A 17,289-nucleotide genomic window follows, 5' to 3' on the forward strand; every position below is an offset into this window, starting at 1 on the left:
CCTAACCCACAGGACTATCGCTTCGATAGGCGAGCCCGACTCTTTTTCTCTTATAAGGCCCTTCGAGCGTTAGCTGCTCCAGCATGCATGCCACAACATCATCGTAGGCAACATTCAACTCTTCAAGCCGGCTAAACAAGTAACCCGCTATTTCGGTCTCGGAGAACTCCTTAATTGAACTTGGAACCAATAAGGGCAAGGTATCCGTTGTTATATTTAGGTGGAACGGCGCCGAAGGTTCTACAACATTAATCATCGTTCCGGGACACATAACGGACCAATCCAGTTCAGACTGCAGCAGGCGTTCATAATTACGGTTGTGATTCTTGTAAGCAGGCGGGAACCCGGGCAGATTGTTGCCAATGAAATTCGTATGCGGAATATCGAGCAGACCGGCGCCTCCCATGACCCATACCCTCCCGGAAAAACTAGCATTGCTTTCACATTGGCTAATAATGTTGTCAACGAGACGAACAAACTCCTCTCCTTGACCTGCATTGCCGGCAGCTATAATAGCAACGTCTTGATGGGAAAGCGCCTCGCCCACGCTTATTGGATTTAGAATATCGTCCTCGATTACCTTCAATTGTTGGGCGGTAGAGGCTTGCTGTTCATACAACTTCGCTGCGTTCCGCACGAATGCGGTCATTTCATTACCCCCTCTAACCCCTTGCTCCAGCACCATTCTACCCGTGTTTCCTGTTGCTCCGAAAACAATAATTTTCATCGTTTTACCCCTCCAATCATTGATTGGCTTAAGCTTAACATCACTTCCAAACCTTGATAAGAACGCACTTAAATGTAGGGTCCTTACCAAAAAGTAAGTATTAAGCGGAGAGCGCTGTTCAGGAAACAACAAAAGCTGCCAGGGATAATCCCATGGCAGCTTTTGCTGTAAATCCTTCAATCCTTGAGAGGACATAATCCGCTTCAAGATGCAGATTCTTCATATTTTCGTTTATTATGGTTTTCTCCCCAAGCACACATGACTTCTGCTACAGGAATCAATGTTTTACCGTATTCGCTAAGGGAATATTCGACTTTGGGCGGGACGGTGGGGTAGACGGTTCTGTCGATGATGCCCTCTTGCTCCAAGTCTCGAAGATGCTGAGAAAGCATTTTTTGAGAAACGTCGGGAATAAGCTTTTCCAGATCATTGAACCGCTTATTGGATTGGATCAAGTTCCACAGTATCATTGGCTTCCACTTACCGCTTAGAACATGAATGATTGTCTCCACTGGACATTCAAGCTTATGAATCATTGGTTTTCATCCCCTAACCTTTAAATAAGCACGGTATACAAATATGCACCTAACAAAATCTTACAGAACACTCGCGGTCCGGTCAATCAGAGTTTAAAACTCCCTCCGCTCACTTGCTTGATAATACGGATACTCCAGCTTTTGCTGCACTAGAAGAGCGGTTTCTGCATTCACAAGCCATTCAACCATATATATTCCGAGATCGATTGAAGAAGTTACTCCGCCACCTGTGACGATATTGCCGTCGCGGACCACGCGGGCTTTAATAACTTCTGCGCAATAGGGTTCGAGCAATTCGTATGCCGCTGAATTCGTAGTGGCCTTCTTGTCTTGCAGAAATCCAGCCGCCCCCCACAGCAACGCTCCCGTGCAGACGGAGACTTTGTAGCGCGCAGGTTCAGCCGTCCGAATCCAACTCATGAAGGCATCGTCAAACCGAAGTGTTCGGGTTGCGAAACCGCCGGGAAGAAATACAAGATCGAAATCCCCTAAATTCGGCAGTATTTTGTCGGCCTTCATTGTTAGTCCCCGGTCATCCGTCACTTCCTCCTTGTCGGCACAAAACGCCCAGGTAACGTTATCTTTTACCTTTAGAATCCCGATCCAAGTCACTGCCTCATAGAATCCAACAAAGTCCATGCTCGTCATCCCGTCGAATAAGACAAAAGCGATCTTCATTGCGGCCACCAAACCTTTCAACTATTGTGATAATAATCTACATGACCTTAATTCGTATTAGGAACTATATTACTAACTAACACTTTCAAGCTATCTCTGGCTCCCATAAAATAATGCAGCCCATCTTCCGTTGTAACATACGCTTGATATTCCCACTGATCATCTAGTGGAAAATCAATGGAAATAATCTTGAATTTTTTTCTGCCTTCAATAGTATTGGACAGAATGGTTTCTGTTTTTTTAAATATAAACTCTACCGAGAAACTCTTTAAATTTTTAAACTCGTCATCAGATATAGGAGGATCGAACCCATAAATATCCGGAAACTCTATATCAATCAGTTCTACTATCCTGTTATATGTCTCGGAATCGGAATGTTTGGTGATCTCTATTTTATTCCCAAACTCATATAAATTTATTTGAGAGGCTTTAGCCAAGAGTGTTTCATTGCCACTAGTTGATTTAATCCAAATGATTATAAAGCACAGGACTATTACTGAAATTATAGTCGTTACCGATTTTTTATTAGCTTTCAATATTAACCCTCCCTCCCATAAGTTATCTAAAATAAAGTTCTCCATCACCTTATTCGTTCCTTTATTTGGAATATAAATCATCCTTTAACCATTACGATGTGCCACATCGTAAAGACTCTACTTTTGCACATCGCAACGATGCTTAACGATGTGCGGTATCTTTAGATTCTGCATTTTATCTGGAAAAGGGGGGAATCAGCGAATATGCCGTTGCTTAACGATGTACCGAATCGTAAAGGCAGCACTTATGAGGCAATTAAGCATCCCTTACGATGTGCCGCATCGTTAAGCCCCCGCGCGCTCTACCCTCCAAGCACAAAAAAAGCTGTCTCACCAGAGACAGCTTCTCAAACTACTTAATATAATGGTTGCTCACCAGATCGGATTGGATCGCTTCCGTTGGAATGACAAATTCGATCAATCCCATGTAGCCGGGGGCTACTTCGTATTTGTTAAAGACGATCACCAGCTGGCCGTCCTTATTAATGTAGAAGCTTTGATCCTTCTTGATGGAGGAGAACGCTTCTTCCAATGGAATGTCGGCGGATTCCCCGGCAATCCAGTAGATCTTCCCATCATCGCCTTTCATCTGCTCTTTCATTTGAGCGATAATGTTGGCACTGATCAGTTTGGTGTATTGCTCGTCTTTGAACAACATCGGCAAGGTAAGCAAAATCTGGTTTTTCTTATCGATCGTATCGAACTGCATTTCCATCGTTGAAGATGCCGCCGTCTGCGAAATATATCGGCCGATCGAGAAGATGGTCTCGTTATCCGTCTTCACTTCATAACCCGCGTCAACGCCGATATGGGCATCGTTTAATCCCTGCGACTTCAGCTTCTCGATCTCGGCTTGGAACTTCTCGAATAAGGCTTTGTTTTCATTCAAATACTTATCGTTCAGCCCAAGCTGTAATTGTTTGTTATCCATGTTGGTAATCGCGGGAACCTTAATATCTGCCTCGTAATTCACTTCTTTTATCGTAAATTCATGCAGCGTAAGCACTTTAATAATACGTTCAACACCAGGGATCGAGGCGAATGCATTCGCAACGGTTGTGCTTGCGTTAATCGCAATGAGAAACACAAGAATTGCCGCAGCAGCCGTCATTCCTTTTATTTTCAATCGTTTCGCTCTACGCGTATTCAAGGCTTTCTTAATTGAACGGTTAACGATCAGGTCCAGCTCCTCCGGAATCGGCACCGATTGGTACTCCTTCCGAAGATTCTCGAGTATATCGTTCATTACTTCGTCTCCTTTAAGGAAGTGTCCTTTAGTTTCACGCGAAGCAGCCGCAAAGCTTGATACAGCCTTGTTTTGACCGTACTGACATTCTCGTGAAGCACATCCGCCACTTCTTCAATCTTCATATCCTCGAAGTAGCGAAGGACAACAACCTCCCGGTATTTAGAGGGCAAATCCTTGAGTGTCGAGACCAGATCGATATCCGTATAGGCATCCTCCGTGCCTGGCGTATACAACTCCAGCTTTTCCTGCTCCATGGGATGAACCTTCTTATGCTTGCGCAAAAAATCCAAAGCAGTGTTCACCACAATCCGGTAAAACCAGCTCTTAACCACTGTCGGATCTTTCAGCAGCTCGATACTTGTCATTGCCTTGTAAATGGCGTCTTGGACAATATCTAGCGCATCCTCTTTATTTTTGACATAACTATAGGCTAGCCGGTAGATGTTCTCTTTATTATCCGTAATACAATCCGTCAACAGTTGTTCGGTCTTTCTATTCATAGCCGGCATACCCTTCTTTTATTTATGGTCTCTTTCCGATCGCATCCATCAGCATAGCCGCATAGAACTCCGCGCCATCCCGCTTCAAATGAACGCCATCCTTGGAGAAAAATTCGTCCTTCCCTTCGCTTGCAGAATACCAGTCTACTATGGTTACGTTGTCGAATTCCTTAGCAACTTCTGGCAGCATTTTATTGACGGTGTCCTGCCAGTTCCGTGGAACACGCGTATTCACGAGATAAATATGATCCGCCTGGTCGAGAGACTGAATCAAAACTTTCAACTGCTTGCTTGTAAAAGCACCATTCGTGCCAAGCTCAATAATGACCGTATGGCCAATCGTATGATCTGCCTTCATCTGGTCAATGACTTCCTGTGCCTGCCTCAATTGCCGGCCAACCTTGCCGTCTACTACAATACCGGGAAGATTCTTCTCGAGGAAAGGCGCGGCGTCGAGAATGACCGAATCGCCAATCACGGTAATTCCTTTGCCTGACAGATTCCCTACCGGAGGTTTCGTCTCATCCGGCTTATTCTCATCATTAGACGTTCCCTTATCCGGTTGTTCATTCGTTGCATCCGACTTATCCCCGGGTGGTTGCTCCGTCGTTTCCGGTTCCTTGGTTGGATCAGGCGTCGATTCCGGTTTTTTTGTCTCGGATGGTTCTTTTGTCTTCTCTGGCTCATCGGATGGTGTAGGAGTGGTTTGATCCTTCTCGACTTTAACATCCGGCGTAGCAGGGTCTTGATCCGCGTTAACAACCTTCTGATCGTCTTCCGGACTTCCGCTTGGCGTTGGACTAATGGGCTGGATGTCATCATCCGGCTTCTCGTTCTGGGAGACCACGGGTACGGGCGCCGGTTTTGCTTTAAGCAAATAACCGCCATTAACGCTAGGCGTAAGTAGAATTGGAATGATCAATAAGAAAGCTAAAGGCTGCACGCCAAGCCATCTAACCGATCGCATCGTTTGCAAGATGGAACGGAATGATCCCCGGCGGAGCGGTTCTTCCACAAATTTATACGACAATGCCGCCAATACGAAACTTGCGGCAATCTGTACTCCAATGAGCAGCAGGCCTGGCTTACTTGCTTGGTTGACCGGATTCGTCATAATAATAACGGGATAATGCCAAATGTATAAGCTGTAGGAACGAACGCCAATAAAGCGGAGAGGACGAGTGCCTAATACTTTGCCAAGAAAGCTTGCAGGATGCGCTAGGACAGCGATTACAATCGCGGTTACTACCGACAATCCAAAAAATCCGCCGCGGTACAAAGAAGTGTCGTATTCGTTCATGCGATACATCATCCACAGCAGTAGGAGAAGTCCTGCTCCACCCGCCAAATCCATGGAGAAACGCGATGCTTTCGATACGGAGTCTTGGAGTTTGTGACTAGGCCAAACAACGGCAAGAGCTGCCCCGATCAATAGACCAAACATGCGGGTATCCGTACCGTAATAGACACGGCTTGGGTCGGAACCCGGTGTATATAGAAAAGCCATCGCTAGCGCAGACACAACAGCCGCACACAAAATCCAAAGAAATAACTTGCCTCGCTTAAACGTCAGAAGAAGCAATAACGGCCATATCAGGTAAAACTGCTCTTCAATCGACAGGGACCATAAATGTCCGATGGGAGACGGCGGGCCAAAACTTTCGAAATACGAAACTTGATGGAAGATCAGCCACCAGTTATTCACATACAACAAGGAAGACAAATAATCGCCTTGCAAGTGGATCAATCGGTTGGGATCGATGAACAACAGCCATATGGTAACGAACAGCAGCATACAGAACATCGCAGGAAGAAGCCTGCGCGCCCTTCTTATCCAGAAATTTTTCAAATCAAGTTTTCCATGGCGCTGCTTCTGAATAAGGATTTGATCGGTAATGAGGTAGCCGGAGATGACGAAAAAGATCGCAACTCCTATTAATCCTCCTTGTGCCCACTTCATGTTGAGGTGGTACGCGATGACGGCGAGTACCGATAAAGCCCGTAATCCGTCAATACCTGGCATGTAACGTTTCTTGCTGTTCATGTTGTCTTCCATTGCTGCTTCCGTCCCTTACTTATCAATTAATTGCTACGTGTATTCAGACGCAGGAAGCAGGCAAAAAGTTTGCTTTTTTTATATGGAAATTATGAACAAAAAAAAGCATCCCTTCTCTTCAAGGAATGCTTCTTGCCAACCGCTGAATTCCAGTCTCCATTTGCTCAAAAGAGGCATAAGAGTAAGACAAGCGAATATGGTTCTGATCGGATTTGTCATAGAGGTAGCCGGGATTGATCAGCACTCCTTCTTTCAACAACGCTTCAAATAAGGAAGGAATGGATACGCCGTCCTTCAAGCGCAACCAAATGTAAAACCCTCCCCGCGGCACCCGCCATTCCGCCTTTCCTTTCATGTATTGCTCCAGCAGTTGAAGCATGTAGGAACGGCGAATCCGAAGTTCACTCCGCACACGGTCAAGATGTTCCGCGTACAGCCCTTGCGACAAGAACTGCATAACCGTCCATTGGGATAATGTGCTTGCTCCATAATCCGATTGCATCTTAACATCCGCAAGCCGATGAATGACCTGCTCCGGCCCTATAACCCAGCCGATCCTCAGCCCGGGACTTAATGTCTTCGACATGCTTCCGATATAAAGGACAAGCCCGTTCTGGTCTAGCGACTTGATTGGAGGCGGTGAGGGTTCGTCCAGCCATAAATCGCGATACGCATCGTCCTCCATGATCGGCAGCTTATGCTGGACGCAAAGCTCATATATCTCTTGCCGCCGCTCATGGGACATTACGATACCAGTTGGGTTATGAAAGCTGGGGATTGTATACACAATCGTCCCCTTCCCGCTTCTTGCGTAATGCTCGAGAACCGCGGTATCCAGTCCATCCTTATTCATGGGGAGTCCGGATAAGCTCATCCCGGCAGATTGAAAAACTTGCAGTGATTGCAGATAGGAGGGAGATTCCGTCAACACCTGAGAGCCATTCTTCAGTAAACCTACGGCAATGAGTTGAAGAGCTTGCAAAGCGCCAGAAACAATAAGCACCGAATCCGGCGAAACATAAATGCCATAGCCGGCCATATGCTTACTAATTTCTTCACGGAGCTTATATAGCCCTCGAGGTTCGGGATAGCCAAAGTCGCTCATTTGAAGCGGCATTTGTCGTAATAGATCAGCCATCGACTTAGGGTATAAGTCCGGAGAAGGCTCCCCTGTTCCAAGACGTATAATGTTTGGAATAAATTCCGCATGATTGATATCTTGAATCGTACGCTGGTTTGGCCGGTGGATTCCTGATTTCACATAAGATTCCCAATCGGGGAGTTTTGGAACTTCCTTAGTCCAAGAAGCTAACGTTACGACTGTCCCGCTTCCGCTTTTCCCTTCAATATAACCATCAGCCGTCAACTCGGCAAAAGCTTGCACGACCGTGCTCCGGTTCACGCCGCAAGCCGAAGCGATGGCCCGTTCCGTCGGTATGCGGCTGCCGGGCGGCCACTCGCCGCTCTCGATCTTAACGCGGATATAATCGATAATTTGCCGGTATAGAGGAATTCCGCTATCCCTGTCCGGTTTCCAATTGGTTTCGAATCTCATCGATTCCTCCTGTATAAACGTTGGTTGGCAATCCTACCAACCAACGTTACCACAATTCAATGTTGGTTGGTACATTAGCCAACCATTTGGATGGCGACAACCTCCATTGGACTCGTTACAATAAGGACATATTTACAACATGGAAAGGCTGTGTTTCAAGTTGCCATTTCTGCATGGTTTATTGTTGTCGATCGGGCTCATCTTACCCCTCGGCGCGCAAAACGTATTTATTTTCACCCAAGGCGCACTGCAGTCTAAATTTCGGATGGCTCTGCCCATCGTCGTTGCGGCGGCCTTATGCGATACGGTTCTCATCATGCTTGCGATTCTTGGCGTCTCCGTCCTCATTATAAACGTCCCCGTACTGAAAACCATTCTAATTGCGGCCGGAGTCCTGTTTCTGGCTTATATCGGTTGGATGACTTGGCGGTCCGAAGGGTCATCGCAAACAGCTGCCGAAACTACGCGATACTCGCCGCGCAGACAGATTCTGCTCGCCGTGTCCGTGTCGCTCTTTAATCCGCATGCCATTATGGACACGATCGGCGTCATAGGTACCAGCTCTTTGCATTACAACGGATTGGAGAAAGGCATGTTCTCTCTTGCCTGTATTCTCGTTTCCTGGTTATGGTTTTTCGCCCTCGCCTCAGCAGGCCGGCTAATCGGCAAGCTTGATTCCAGCGGGAAACTAATGATGGTGATGAATAAAATATCAGCCGTTCTCATTTGGGCTTCGGCCATCATGATGTTGCTCATCAATGCTCCCGATTTGCTCTAACCTTCCACCTCGAAGAAGACCAACAGCCATTGCAAGCTGGTGGTCTTCTTCCTTACAACTATTCCTTACGGACCAATTCCGTCTTTCTCCACCTTCTGCGTCTTCAGATCAGGCCGTCTTACCGTAAAGCTGCTCGACACCTCCAGATTAGCCGTCGTAAACAGCGAATCCCATTCCTCGGCCAGCGGCTTGAACTTCTGGAAATGGTACCGGTAGTAATGCTGGCCGAATCCAAATACGTCAACGCCTAGTTCTTTTTGCACGTATTCGAAGGTTTCCTGGATCTGCTCATTCACGTAGTTGGATGTCAGATGTTCGAGTTCTTCATAACCTTTAACCGTGGTCAGTTTGATGCTACGATCAACGCTCGTAAGTTTGCCGTCCCCCTCGACATGGAGCTTGAAAGAAGGCTTTTGCCCATCCATCTTAACCTTCATCCGGCTGTGCATATGGTAGAATTGCACGGCTACCGCGCCGGAGCTAGTTGGCTTCCCCCCCGGTCCAGGGATGGAGAATAAGCTTGTACTTACATAATCGCTTGCAAGCATGACCATCCTGGTCCGTTCATTATTGAGGTAACCAATTAATTTGTCTCCCTTAAATACAGCAGCACCTGCTAGTTTTACTATGGCGACCGGATAAATCGTTTTGATGGCGTCCAAACTTTCGCTTTTTTCAAGCTCGCCCGAAATCGTAATTGCGCCTAGCATAAGAGTGCGGCCATCGGTCAGTATAGCCTGCGCCACATCATAGAGGTGACTGCGGGGAATTCCGCCAAACAACTTGCGGTACATCTCCACTTGCGTCTGGATTTTATAGCTGGCATATTGCCCCCTAGCGTATACGGTTCGCAAGAAATCCGAGGCAGGAGCTCCCTTCCCTACCAGTACAAGAACATCTTCACGGATATACCGGTTCCGCTGCAGCACATCCATAAACTGATTGATACCTTCTCTGGCGAGCTTCTCATCGATAACGATAACGCGAACATGGGCAAGAATAGGGTAACGTTCCTGGCTTTCGTTCAATCTCGAGACGGCTTCCGCAATGGAATTGCCTTCCTTCGTAAAGATTGCGGTAGGCGTGCCGCCTTTTCCCCCTTTATTGGGATCGGTCTCCAGCGCATTAACAATCTCGAAGGTTACTTTGTATTTCATGTGATTTCCCTTCTCGAGTGCCAATCCCGTGATCATGGAAGCTCTGTTAAGCTCGACCTGATCCCAGCAGCCCGTACCCATCATAGCTAATGAGAGACAAAGCATCAGGACGCACACAAAGCGCATCAATCTCATGTTACGCTCCTTTTATCCCACTTCGAGAATAGGGACAAATAAGGAACGCCAAACGATTCAATGCGGGTGAGCTGGATCATAAGCAAGCAGCAGCCTAAGACAAGTCCGTACAACCCAATTACCGAGCTAAGTACAATCATGCCAAACCGGAAAAACCTGACCTTGGAGCCAAACGTATAGATAGGAGCCACAAAACCTGATATCGCGGTTAAGGAGACAACGATCACCGTAATGTTGGATACTACGCCGGCTTGCACGGCCGCTTCACCAAGCACCAATGCGCCAACAATCGAAATGGTTGCTCCAACGATCCGAGGCATTCGCGTACCGGCTTCGCGCAAAATTTCAAAGGTGATTTCCATCAGCAAAATTTCGATACTGGCAGGAAAAGGTATGCCTTCCCGCTGTGCCGCTATACTGGTCAGCAGAATACTTGGGATAAGCTCCTGATGGTAGCTTGTTACCGCAATATACAGCGCAGGTACGGTAAGCGAGAGGATAAAAGCGAAATACCGCAAATAACGGGAGAAAGAACCAATCACAAACCATTGGTATTCATCTTCCGGAGACTTGAAGAAATCGGTGAAAATAGACGGCACAACTAGCACAAACGGGCTGCCGTCTACAATAATGGCAATTCTCTTATTAGTCATATGCCGGCAGACCGCATCCGGTCGTTCGCTATTATACACCGTGGGAAACAGCTGCATGCCCTTCCCCTTGGAATGTAGCAGTTCTTCAATACGTCCGGAATCAAACAAACTGTCGATATGGGATTGCTTCAATTTCTCTCGCACCTGGTCCACAATTTCCGTGTCTACCTCACCATCCAAATATGCGATATAGACCGCCGTATGCGTCATGTAACCTAGCTCAAACTTTTCAAATCGCAGATTTACGTTATTAAATCTTCTGCGGATCAAGCTCATATTCGTATCTGCCGATTCGGTAAACCCTTCTTTCGGCCCCCGGACGACATTCTGAGTTGTAGGTTCTTCAATGGATCTGGAATTGAGCGATCTGACATCAACCGCAAGAGCCATCGGCACTCCTTCTATTAGAATAATGCCATAACCAAGAACAATCTTTGGGGGAAGCTGCTCGAGGTCTGTCACTACTTCATGCGTTAGTCCGGCAAAATGGTTGTTCCCAAGCTGTTGAAAGACAGCTTCTTTGGTGGGCGGTGAACTGACTTCCGGAGAAGCCAACTCTTTCAAGACTTGCTTCTTAATGAAATCCGAGCTCGTCATGGTGGTTAGGTAACAAAGCAGCCCCTCGTAGGATCCGATGGAAATCGATACGACAGCCAGGTCAGTCGTCTGGCCAAACTTCGATTGGAAGAACTGTTTTACCCGTTCCAGACTGCTTAATTGTTCGCCATGGCCATGGTTGTCCAGGTTCATGTTGTTGCCCCTTTCCTGTAGCGAATTCGAAGCAAGATCAGCGTCAAGAGCGGCACTAGCAGCTGAAGAGGAATATGCAACGTGTAGATCACATACTTCAAGCCTTCCGTCACATGTTCGGCGCTGTTGCGGGTAACTAGAATCGAGAAGGCTCCGGCCAGCATCGCAAGAGAAAACGCGTAATCCTCCGGCTTCTTCTTGAATATGCGGGATACGCCAACCATTGCGGCATACAGAAAAATCGCGCACTTTAATAACGTACCAAACATGATGATGAGAGCAATTAACGCATCCATCCGGGTGATGATATTCGCAATATTAATAAGCCGCGCAGCATCTAGAAGCGCAAATACCGAAAATTTCTTGTTCTCGATGCCAAGTGTCAACACCTGAATAAGATCTGTAGCGGATAAAATGATACAAGTCGTCACGAAGGCGTAAAAAGTTACTTTGCGCATTCTTTTCGCCCCGCCTAACTGCGGCTGAAAGACAAGAAAGACGATGATCTCCCCATAGGGAAACCAGATGGAGTGTTTAAACGCGGTTTGAACAACCGGCCAGAGTCCTTTCGATAAGAAAGGCAGCATCTGCTCCAAAATAATGGAACTGCTGAACATCAATAAGACCGCAAGCGTCGCAAGCATAAACAAAATGATCCACAAAATTAACGAGGCGAATCGGGCAATGGCATGTATGCCGCCTAGCGCGCAATACGCAATTACGAAAACAAACAATGTCGTCAGCATGGGAACAGGCGTGATGCGCAGCAAAATACTCATAATGAGCTCAATCATATCCCGTATGTTTCGGGCCGCAATATACAGGAAATAAGTCGAGTAGACCAGTATGAACATTTTGCCGATAACCTTCCCCCATGCTCTTTCGAGCAAAGGATATAGCCCCATATCCTCTTTCGACGATAACATCGCGCAATACAAAACAATTAACAAACAAGCCGGAAAAAAAGCGATAATGCCAACAAGCCACGAGTCCGGAACAAGGCTCGGCGAACCGAAAATAATCGCGGTGCTGAGCAAAAAAACCAGTTGCATCGTAAACGTATCAATAAGATTAACTTTGCTTGGCATCACGCTTCTCCCCACTTTGATTATTGGAATTTTTGCCCCCGTATCTCTTCTTCAATCGCTCGGTCATTCCATATTGAACCCATGCCGCCATCGCAAATGCGACAAGAAACATAAAGATCGTTGAGGTATCGGGATACACCGGCAGCAAATGTACAAACACCTTCAAATACGGCTGTTGAAAGACCAGCATATCGAGCATGGCCATCAGCATAAAGCTGAGAACCGTAATGACGAATATTCCGAGGATGATCAAGCGGCACCCTCCCAGCTTTTTGACGTATTGTCATTTTGCTCCATTCAGACTGGGAATATGTACATAAATAAAAGCACCGCCGTGTAACCGATGGTTACAACAGCCGTGCTTATGCGAGATTCCGTTATTTAGATAGTAGCTCTTGATGTCTTGAAATGACAATATCAATTATTTTGCGGTATATATCGGAGGCATAATCAGGCTTTAAGCCATATTGTTCGGAGAGCTCCGCAATTTTTTTGAACTGCTGCTCTTCACGGCTTGGATCTTGCGGATCCAGCTTATTCTCCGCTTTGTATTCCCCTACAGCTTCTGTAAAGATGAATCGTTGCGCAAGTAATGCAATAATCTGTTGGTCCGTCTTGTCAATAGCGGTTCGAAGTCCCTCTAATGCAGTCATGTGCACCCTCCGTAGTCAGATGTCGCGTAGACGCTTTATAGCGATAAAGCAACAATTATATATAGAAGATACCACACTAGATAACGAATTGTAAACGAAAAAAACCATCTATTCCTGAACATTTCAGAAATAAATGGTGTTTTCGTTCGGATTAATGCCCCATCATCATCGGTGCTTCCACAACGTTCCCTTCACTGCCGGGAGATTTCGCCGGTTTGCGCAACAGCAAGCCCAATAAAGCGCCTGCAACAGCAATGCCAACAACAACGAGGAACGTTTCGCCATAGGATTGGTACATGGCATCCAGCGATGGCGCTTCGCCCGGCGTTACGTTGTCTTTGATCTTCGTCGTCAGATAAGTACTGAGACCGGCGATCGCAAACGAAGTCATAACCTGTTGGGTTGCGGAAGTAAGAGACGTTACGCGTCCAACCAGGCTAGGCGGTGAAGCTTGAATGAGGTACGTATTCATCGGCATCATGGACAGACCCATACCGACGCCAAACATGCCGGATGTAATGAGGATTAACGACAATCCGTCATCAGCGGAGATGTTCGACAACAGGAACGATGCCACTCCAACGATGCTTAAGCCGGTAACAAGCAATGGTCTTGCGCCAATCCGGTCAAACAATCTTCCCCCAATCGGCATAAAGATCGCGGAGGCGATCGCCTGCGGAAGCATAATGATACCCGATTCCGTTGCCGTATGTCCTTGGACTTGAATGAGCAGCATCGGAATGAGGAAGAACGTTCCCATCAGCGCGATTTGCGTAAACCATTGCACGATAATTCCGCGGCTGAAATCGCTGGAGCGGAATACCCGCAGTTCGAGCAGCGGCTGCTTGCTGCGCAGCTCGACAAATATAAAGATCAGCAAGGCGGCAACACCTACTATAAGACCCGTTAACGTCTGAACGGAAGTCCAGCTTGTTCCCCCTTCACTTACCCCGTACGATAAAGCTGCAAATGCGAGCGGTCCAAAAATGATTCCCGGAATATCCAGCGATTGTACCGCTTGCCGCTCGATATTCGGCAAAGTCCGCACGCCGGCAATAATGCCTATAATGCCAAGCGGGATATTAATCAGGAAAATCCAATGCCATGTTGCGTAGTCGATCAACGCTCCGGCAACAACCGGTCCTAATGCCGGCGCAATCAGTACCGGGATGCCCAGCATCCCCATAACCGAGCCAACCTTCTCGGGAGGGCTAAGCTTGTAGATGATTGCAAAAGCAATCGGCATAACCATGCCCCCGCCAAGCCCTTGAATAATGCGGAACAGAATCAACATTTCGATGTTGCCCGCGAACGCGCACAATAACGAACCCGCCGTGAACATCCCTACAGAAATGAGGAATATCCGCTTGGCCCCGAACCGATCGGACAACCAACCGGCCAGCGGAATAACTGCCGCCTGCGCCAGCGCATAACCTGTCGTTGTCCACTGCACAACGGACAAATCCTTGCCGAACTCCTTCATAAAGCCGCTTAAAGCAACGTTCATCGCGGTCCCGTCCAGAATAACCATAAATAAACCAACGATAACTGCGATAAGCGGAGCGATAATCGACCTAATCGTAAACGTACTCGCATCCGGTACTGCTGAATGACTTGTCATGTGAATCCTCCATTCTTGACTTCTTCCATTTGGATTATAGCGATAAAGTGACCATTGGTCAACTTAATTTTATACTGTCGGTCATTTTTATAAAACGTTCATAGTAAAGCGTTTTCTTACTTGATTTTAATGAACAATTGACCAACATTCGCTTGGAAATATATTTTTATTGTACTTATGGTCATTAATTGTTTAGACCCATTTCCATACGGGATATGCTATACTGTAGGCAATAACGGAGGATGATCGCTGTGAACCGGGAAGAGAAAAAACTCGAGACGAAAAACCGCATACTTGATGCGGCGATGCGCCTGTTTGCCGAACAAGGCTTTGAAGCAACCACCGTCGCTCAAATTACGGAAGCTGCCGGCGTTGCGAAAGGCACCTTCTTCAACTATTTCAAGACCAAAGAGGATGTTAGAGGTAAACTTGATAAAATCGTGGCTATGGATGAGATAGTCAACCTGAAGGATAAACCCGGCCCTTATGCTCCCCGCTTCATCGCCTTGATCAAGAAGTTTGGCGACTCGATGGCAGGGAATCAAAGCATGCTGCTCCTCTCCATCCAAGGCATGTTAGCCAATAATCAGAACATTGAAGAGAGTAAAGAAGGTTTTTGCTATATCGTGGATTGCTTGGTACCTATCTTCGAGAAAGGCCAGCAGACCGGAGAATTTACGACAACCATCCCTGCTGAGACGATGGCCCATATTGCCTTAAAAATCTTTCTTGGCGTCATGATCAATTGGGCGATGGGACTGTCGAAGGACGACTTTGGCGATCAGCTTCTGCTATCCTACCAAGTGTTTTTCGAGGGAGTTATGAAGAAATAACCGCAAACAAAAAACCGTGCCAAGTTGGCATGGTTTTTCTATTGTCTATCGGGTTAATAACGGAGCGGCGCCTTTCATAACAGCGAATCCAATTAAGGCGCCCAACGTGTTCAGAATAATATCGTCGATATCAAAACTCCCTACCTTCGTCACCAGTTGGATCGATTCAACAAGAAATAGAATAAGGACTGTGACAGGCAGAAATCTAGCTGTCCGCAGCAGCTTGCGGTTCATCGCCGGAAGGAATACCCCGATTGGAATGAACAAAACGATGTTCCCGAACAAGTTTTTCACCCAGGCATCCGTATTATAATGCTCCCGGTTATAAATCAACGATTTGATGGTATGTAACGGAATGACGTTATAATTATAGGTCGGCCAGCCATAGCTCCCGCGGATAAACAACAACTTGATCATGATAAGGCTATATAGGATACAAAGAGCCATGATGAGAGTCGAAATCGGTCTCCCCCATCGCCATCTTGTTTCTGCCTTATGCTTATGCATGAATATAGCCTCCTTCATAACTATAATTACTGTAAAAAGAAAGCAGCGGTCACGTTAACCGCTGCTTGTCTCTTTATGCCCGAAAGGCTAGCCCCTTCTCGGCTAATGCTTGACGCAACAGAACGATAGCTGTTGGTCCAACGCCATGCAGCGCCAGCACTTCGGCTTCCGTCAGCTCAGCGAATTGCTCCAGCTTCGCGTAACCGGCATTGGCGAATGCCCGCTGGGCCGGCTTGCTCAGCTTATTGGGCAGATTGCTTAGTTGATCCATGCCATTGCCTCCGTTCTATTTATAATGCGGCTTCCACGTTGTCTTCCCGCTTCGCCTTTTTTATCCGCGGACCCGAGAAGTTCAATAGCAAGAAACCCGCTACAAAGATTAGTGTGCCAATCATGATATAGCTTGTAATCGGATCTTGGAAAAACACGTACGCCCACAGAATCGAGAACAGGACCGAACTGTTGCCGACAATCGCGACTACCGCAAACGGTACCTTCTTCATCGCTTCCGCAAACCAGAAGAAGCTGAGGCCCGTAATAACGCCAAGACAGACAAGCGCAAGCCATGCCCCGGCCGTTGAGACTCCCGTGAACCCTTGCGACTGGAACGGAATCGGAATAGACACCATTAACGTAGCAATCAGGAAGACCGAGAAGTTCATGTTCCCGTTATCCATGGTCTGAACGAGCATGCGTTGGCTTAATACATGTACAGCCGCTCCGATCCCCGCTAGCGTAAAGAGAATGGTCGTTAATCCGCTGCTCGCAAACAGCTTGTCCAGCGGTACGCCGTTCCAACCTACGACAATGACGCCAATTACGCACAATGCGGCCGAGATCCAGCCAGACCTTGATACCTTTTCTTTGAAGATCGCGCTGCCCGCAAACAGCAGAACAACGGTCTGTACGGGCTGAACTAGAATATTGCCGTAAGAGTAGCCGATCATAAGCGCAATATTCTCGAAAATATAATTGGCCGACTTGCCGGCTGCCCCAAACCAAAGCCATTTCATCCGGTACTTGAATTGAATTTTCCCGTCTTTCATCAATAGATAGATTCCGAGCACAATAACGCCAAAGAAGAACCGGCAAAACGAGATGATGGAGCTGTCTACCATCGTAGACGCCGTTTTGACCAATACCCCCACGAAACTCCACGCCAATGTGGCCAGGAACAGAAACAGATAACTCACAAGTACCGCACCTTCTTATGTCATATGTAAATTCCAAATGATAGCTAATAAAGTATACTCCTAGGTTGGAAACGCTGTCTATAC

At 47.0% G+C, this 17,289-nt stretch carries 19 protein-coding genes; 2 read left to right on the forward strand and 17 right to left on the reverse strand.

What is annotated here, in order from left to right; translation table 11 throughout:
* Position 1: 1 nt before the first annotated feature.
* From QQK89_RS11340 to QQK89_RS11375, 8 genes are all read right to left on the reverse strand, one after another.
* Complete coding sequence (locus QQK89_RS11340) at positions 2–727, reverse strand: NAD(P)-dependent oxidoreductase (RefSeq protein WP_284238678.1); 726 nt, start codon at positions 725–727, stop codon at positions 2–4.
* Positions 728–930: 203 nt separating this feature from the next.
* A complete protein-coding gene (locus tag QQK89_RS11345) occupies positions 931–1,263 on the reverse strand; it encodes a winged helix-turn-helix transcriptional regulator (RefSeq protein WP_284238679.1) in 333 nt (110 codons plus the stop codon).
* A 93-nt stretch (positions 1,264–1,356) separates the two neighbouring features.
* Positions 1,357–1,941, reverse strand: coding sequence for a DJ-1/PfpI family protein (locus tag QQK89_RS11350; protein ID WP_284238680.1), 585 nt, complete (start codon positions 1,939–1,941; stop codon positions 1,357–1,359).
* Between the two features lie 47 nt (positions 1,942–1,988).
* Positions 1,989–2,477 carry a hypothetical protein gene (locus QQK89_RS11355; protein WP_284238681.1) on the reverse strand — a complete coding sequence of 163 codons (489 nt, stop codon included), beginning with the start codon at positions 2,475–2,477 and terminating at the stop codon, positions 1,989–1,991.
* A 352-nt stretch (positions 2,478–2,829) separates the two neighbouring features.
* On the reverse strand, positions 2,830–3,723 hold the full coding sequence (locus QQK89_RS11360) for a DUF3298 and DUF4163 domain-containing protein (protein WP_284238682.1): 894 nt from the start codon (positions 3,721–3,723) through the stop codon (positions 2,830–2,832).
* The gene (locus QQK89_RS11365; protein ID WP_284238683.1) at positions 3,723–4,226 is read right to left on the reverse strand and encodes an RNA polymerase sigma factor; all 504 of its coding nucleotides are present in this window, start codon (positions 4,224–4,226) and stop codon (positions 3,723–3,725) included. Before QQK89_RS11365 ends, QQK89_RS11360 begins: the two co-directional genes overlap by 1 nt.
* Positions 4,227–4,248: 22 nt before the next feature.
* Positions 4,249–6,282, reverse strand: a complete 2,034-nt coding sequence (locus tag QQK89_RS11370) for an acyltransferase family protein (RefSeq protein WP_284238684.1) — start codon at positions 6,280–6,282, stop codon at positions 4,249–4,251.
* Between the two features lie 118 nt (positions 6,283–6,400).
* Positions 6,401–7,837, reverse strand: coding sequence for a PLP-dependent aminotransferase family protein (locus QQK89_RS11375; protein WP_284238685.1), 1,437 nt, complete (start codon positions 7,835–7,837; stop codon positions 6,401–6,403).
* Positions 7,838–7,997: 160 nt separating this feature from the next.
* Here QQK89_RS11375 and QQK89_RS11380 point away from each other — a divergent pair, with 160 nt between their 5' ends.
* Entirely contained in the window at positions 7,998–8,615 is a 618-nt protein-coding gene (locus tag QQK89_RS11380; RefSeq protein ID WP_284238686.1) for a LysE/ArgO family amino acid transporter, read from the forward strand.
* A gap of 65 nt (positions 8,616–8,680) precedes the next feature.
* On the opposite strand, the gene QQK89_RS11385 is transcribed toward QQK89_RS11380, so the two are convergent.
* From QQK89_RS11385 to QQK89_RS11410, 6 genes are all read right to left on the reverse strand, one after another.
* Positions 8,681–9,907: a Ger(x)C family spore germination protein gene (locus tag QQK89_RS11385; protein WP_284238687.1), complete on the reverse strand. Its 1,227-nt coding sequence runs from the start codon at positions 9,905–9,907 to the stop codon at positions 8,681–8,683.
* Positions 9,904–11,310, reverse strand: coding sequence for a spore germination protein (locus QQK89_RS11390; protein ID WP_284238688.1), 1,407 nt, complete (start codon positions 11,308–11,310; stop codon positions 9,904–9,906). The genes QQK89_RS11385 and QQK89_RS11390 overlap by 4 nt, the downstream gene beginning before the upstream one ends.
* Positions 11,307–12,398 (reverse strand): GerAB/ArcD/ProY family transporter, encoded by a 1,092-nt coding sequence (locus tag QQK89_RS11395; protein ID WP_284238689.1) that lies wholly within the window; start codon positions 12,396–12,398, stop codon positions 11,307–11,309. The genes QQK89_RS11390 and QQK89_RS11395 overlap by 4 nt, the downstream gene beginning before the upstream one ends.
* The gene (locus QQK89_RS11400) at positions 12,382–12,651 is read right to left on the reverse strand and encodes a hypothetical protein (RefSeq protein WP_284238690.1); all 270 of its coding nucleotides are present in this window, start codon (positions 12,649–12,651) and stop codon (positions 12,382–12,384) included. The genes QQK89_RS11395 and QQK89_RS11400 overlap by 17 nt, the downstream gene beginning before the upstream one ends.
* A gap of 124 nt (positions 12,652–12,775) precedes the next feature.
* The gene (locus tag QQK89_RS11405) at positions 12,776–13,051 is read right to left on the reverse strand and encodes a chorismate mutase (RefSeq protein WP_284238691.1); all 276 of its coding nucleotides are present in this window, start codon (positions 13,049–13,051) and stop codon (positions 12,776–12,778) included.
* A gap of 151 nt (positions 13,052–13,202) precedes the next feature.
* Positions 13,203–14,672 (reverse strand): DHA2 family efflux MFS transporter permease subunit, encoded by a 1,470-nt coding sequence (locus QQK89_RS11410; protein WP_284238692.1) that lies wholly within the window; start codon positions 14,670–14,672, stop codon positions 13,203–13,205.
* Between the two features lie 251 nt (positions 14,673–14,923).
* On the opposite strand from QQK89_RS11410, the gene QQK89_RS11415 reads away from it, so the two are divergent.
* Positions 14,924–15,505 carry a TetR/AcrR family transcriptional regulator gene (locus QQK89_RS11415; protein WP_284238693.1) on the forward strand — a complete coding sequence of 194 codons (582 nt, stop codon included), beginning with the start codon at positions 14,924–14,926 and terminating at the stop codon, positions 15,503–15,505.
* Between the two features lie 45 nt (positions 15,506–15,550).
* Here the strand turns inward: QQK89_RS11415 and QQK89_RS11420 are convergent, their stop codons facing one another.
* The 3 genes from QQK89_RS11420 to QQK89_RS11430 form a co-directional block, all read right to left on the reverse strand.
* Complete coding sequence (locus tag QQK89_RS11420) at positions 15,551–16,012, reverse strand: VanZ family protein (protein ID WP_284238694.1); 462 nt, start codon at positions 16,010–16,012, stop codon at positions 15,551–15,553.
* A gap of 73 nt (positions 16,013–16,085) precedes the next feature.
* On the reverse strand, positions 16,086–16,283 hold the full coding sequence (locus QQK89_RS11425; RefSeq protein WP_284238695.1) for a DNA-binding protein: 198 nt from the start codon (positions 16,281–16,283) through the stop codon (positions 16,086–16,088).
* A 19-nt stretch (positions 16,284–16,302) separates the two neighbouring features.
* Complete coding sequence (locus QQK89_RS11430; protein ID WP_284238696.1) at positions 16,303–17,205, reverse strand: DMT family transporter; 903 nt, start codon at positions 17,203–17,205, stop codon at positions 16,303–16,305.
* Positions 17,206–17,289 lie beyond the last annotated feature (84 nt).

Source organism: Paenibacillus glycanilyticus, from assembly GCF_030161375.1.
In the GTDB taxonomy this organism is placed as follows: domain Bacteria; phylum Bacillota; class Bacilli; order Paenibacillales; family Paenibacillaceae; genus Pristimantibacillus; species Pristimantibacillus glycanilyticus_B.

What these genes read in the sequence shown, in the direction of transcription:
- QQK89_RS11340 (WP_284238678.1), bottom strand. Translation starts at nt 727, where the DNA reads ATGAAAATTATTGTTTTCGGAGCAACAGGAAACACGGGTAGAATGGTG.
- QQK89_RS11345 (WP_284238679.1), bottom strand. Translation starts at nt 1,263, where the DNA reads ATGATTCATAAGCTTGAATGTCCAGTGGAGACAATCATTCATGTTCTA.
- QQK89_RS11350 (WP_284238680.1), bottom strand. Translation starts at nt 1,941, where the DNA reads ATGAAGATCGCTTTTGTCTTATTCGACGGGATGACGAGCATGGACTTT.
- QQK89_RS11360 (WP_284238682.1), bottom strand. Translation starts at nt 3,723, where the DNA reads ATGAACGATATACTCGAGAATCTTCGGAAGGAGTACCAATCGGTGCCG.
- QQK89_RS11365 (WP_284238683.1), bottom strand. Translation starts at nt 4,226, where the DNA reads ATGAATAGAAAGACCGAACAACTGTTGACGGATTGTATTACGGATAAT.
- QQK89_RS11370 (WP_284238684.1), bottom strand. Translation starts at nt 6,282, where the DNA reads ATGGAAGACAACATGAACAGCAAGAAACGTTACATGCCAGGTATTGAC.
- QQK89_RS11375 (WP_284238685.1), bottom strand. Translation starts at nt 7,837, where the DNA reads ATGAGATTCGAAACCAATTGGAAACCGGACAGGGATAGCGGAATTCCT.
- QQK89_RS11385 (WP_284238687.1), bottom strand. Translation starts at nt 9,907, where the DNA reads ATGAGATTGATGCGCTTTGTGTGCGTCCTGATGCTTTGTCTCTCATTA.
- QQK89_RS11390 (WP_284238688.1), bottom strand. Translation starts at nt 11,310, where the DNA reads ATGAACCTGGACAACCATGGCCATGGCGAACAATTAAGCAGTCTGGAA.
- QQK89_RS11395 (WP_284238689.1), bottom strand. Translation starts at nt 12,398, where the DNA reads ATGCCAAGCAAAGTTAATCTTATTGATACGTTTACGATGCAACTGGTT.
- QQK89_RS11405 (WP_284238691.1), bottom strand. Translation starts at nt 13,051, where the DNA reads ATGACTGCATTAGAGGGACTTCGAACCGCTATTGACAAGACGGACCAA.
- QQK89_RS11410 (WP_284238692.1), bottom strand. Translation starts at nt 14,672, where the DNA reads ATGACAAGTCATTCAGCAGTACCGGATGCGAGTACGTTTACGATTAGG.
- QQK89_RS11420 (WP_284238694.1), bottom strand. Translation starts at nt 16,012, where the DNA reads ATGCATAAGCATAAGGCAGAAACAAGATGGCGATGGGGGAGACCGATT.
- QQK89_RS11425 (WP_284238695.1), bottom strand. Translation starts at nt 16,283, where the DNA reads ATGGATCAACTAAGCAATCTGCCCAATAAGCTGAGCAAGCCGGCCCAG.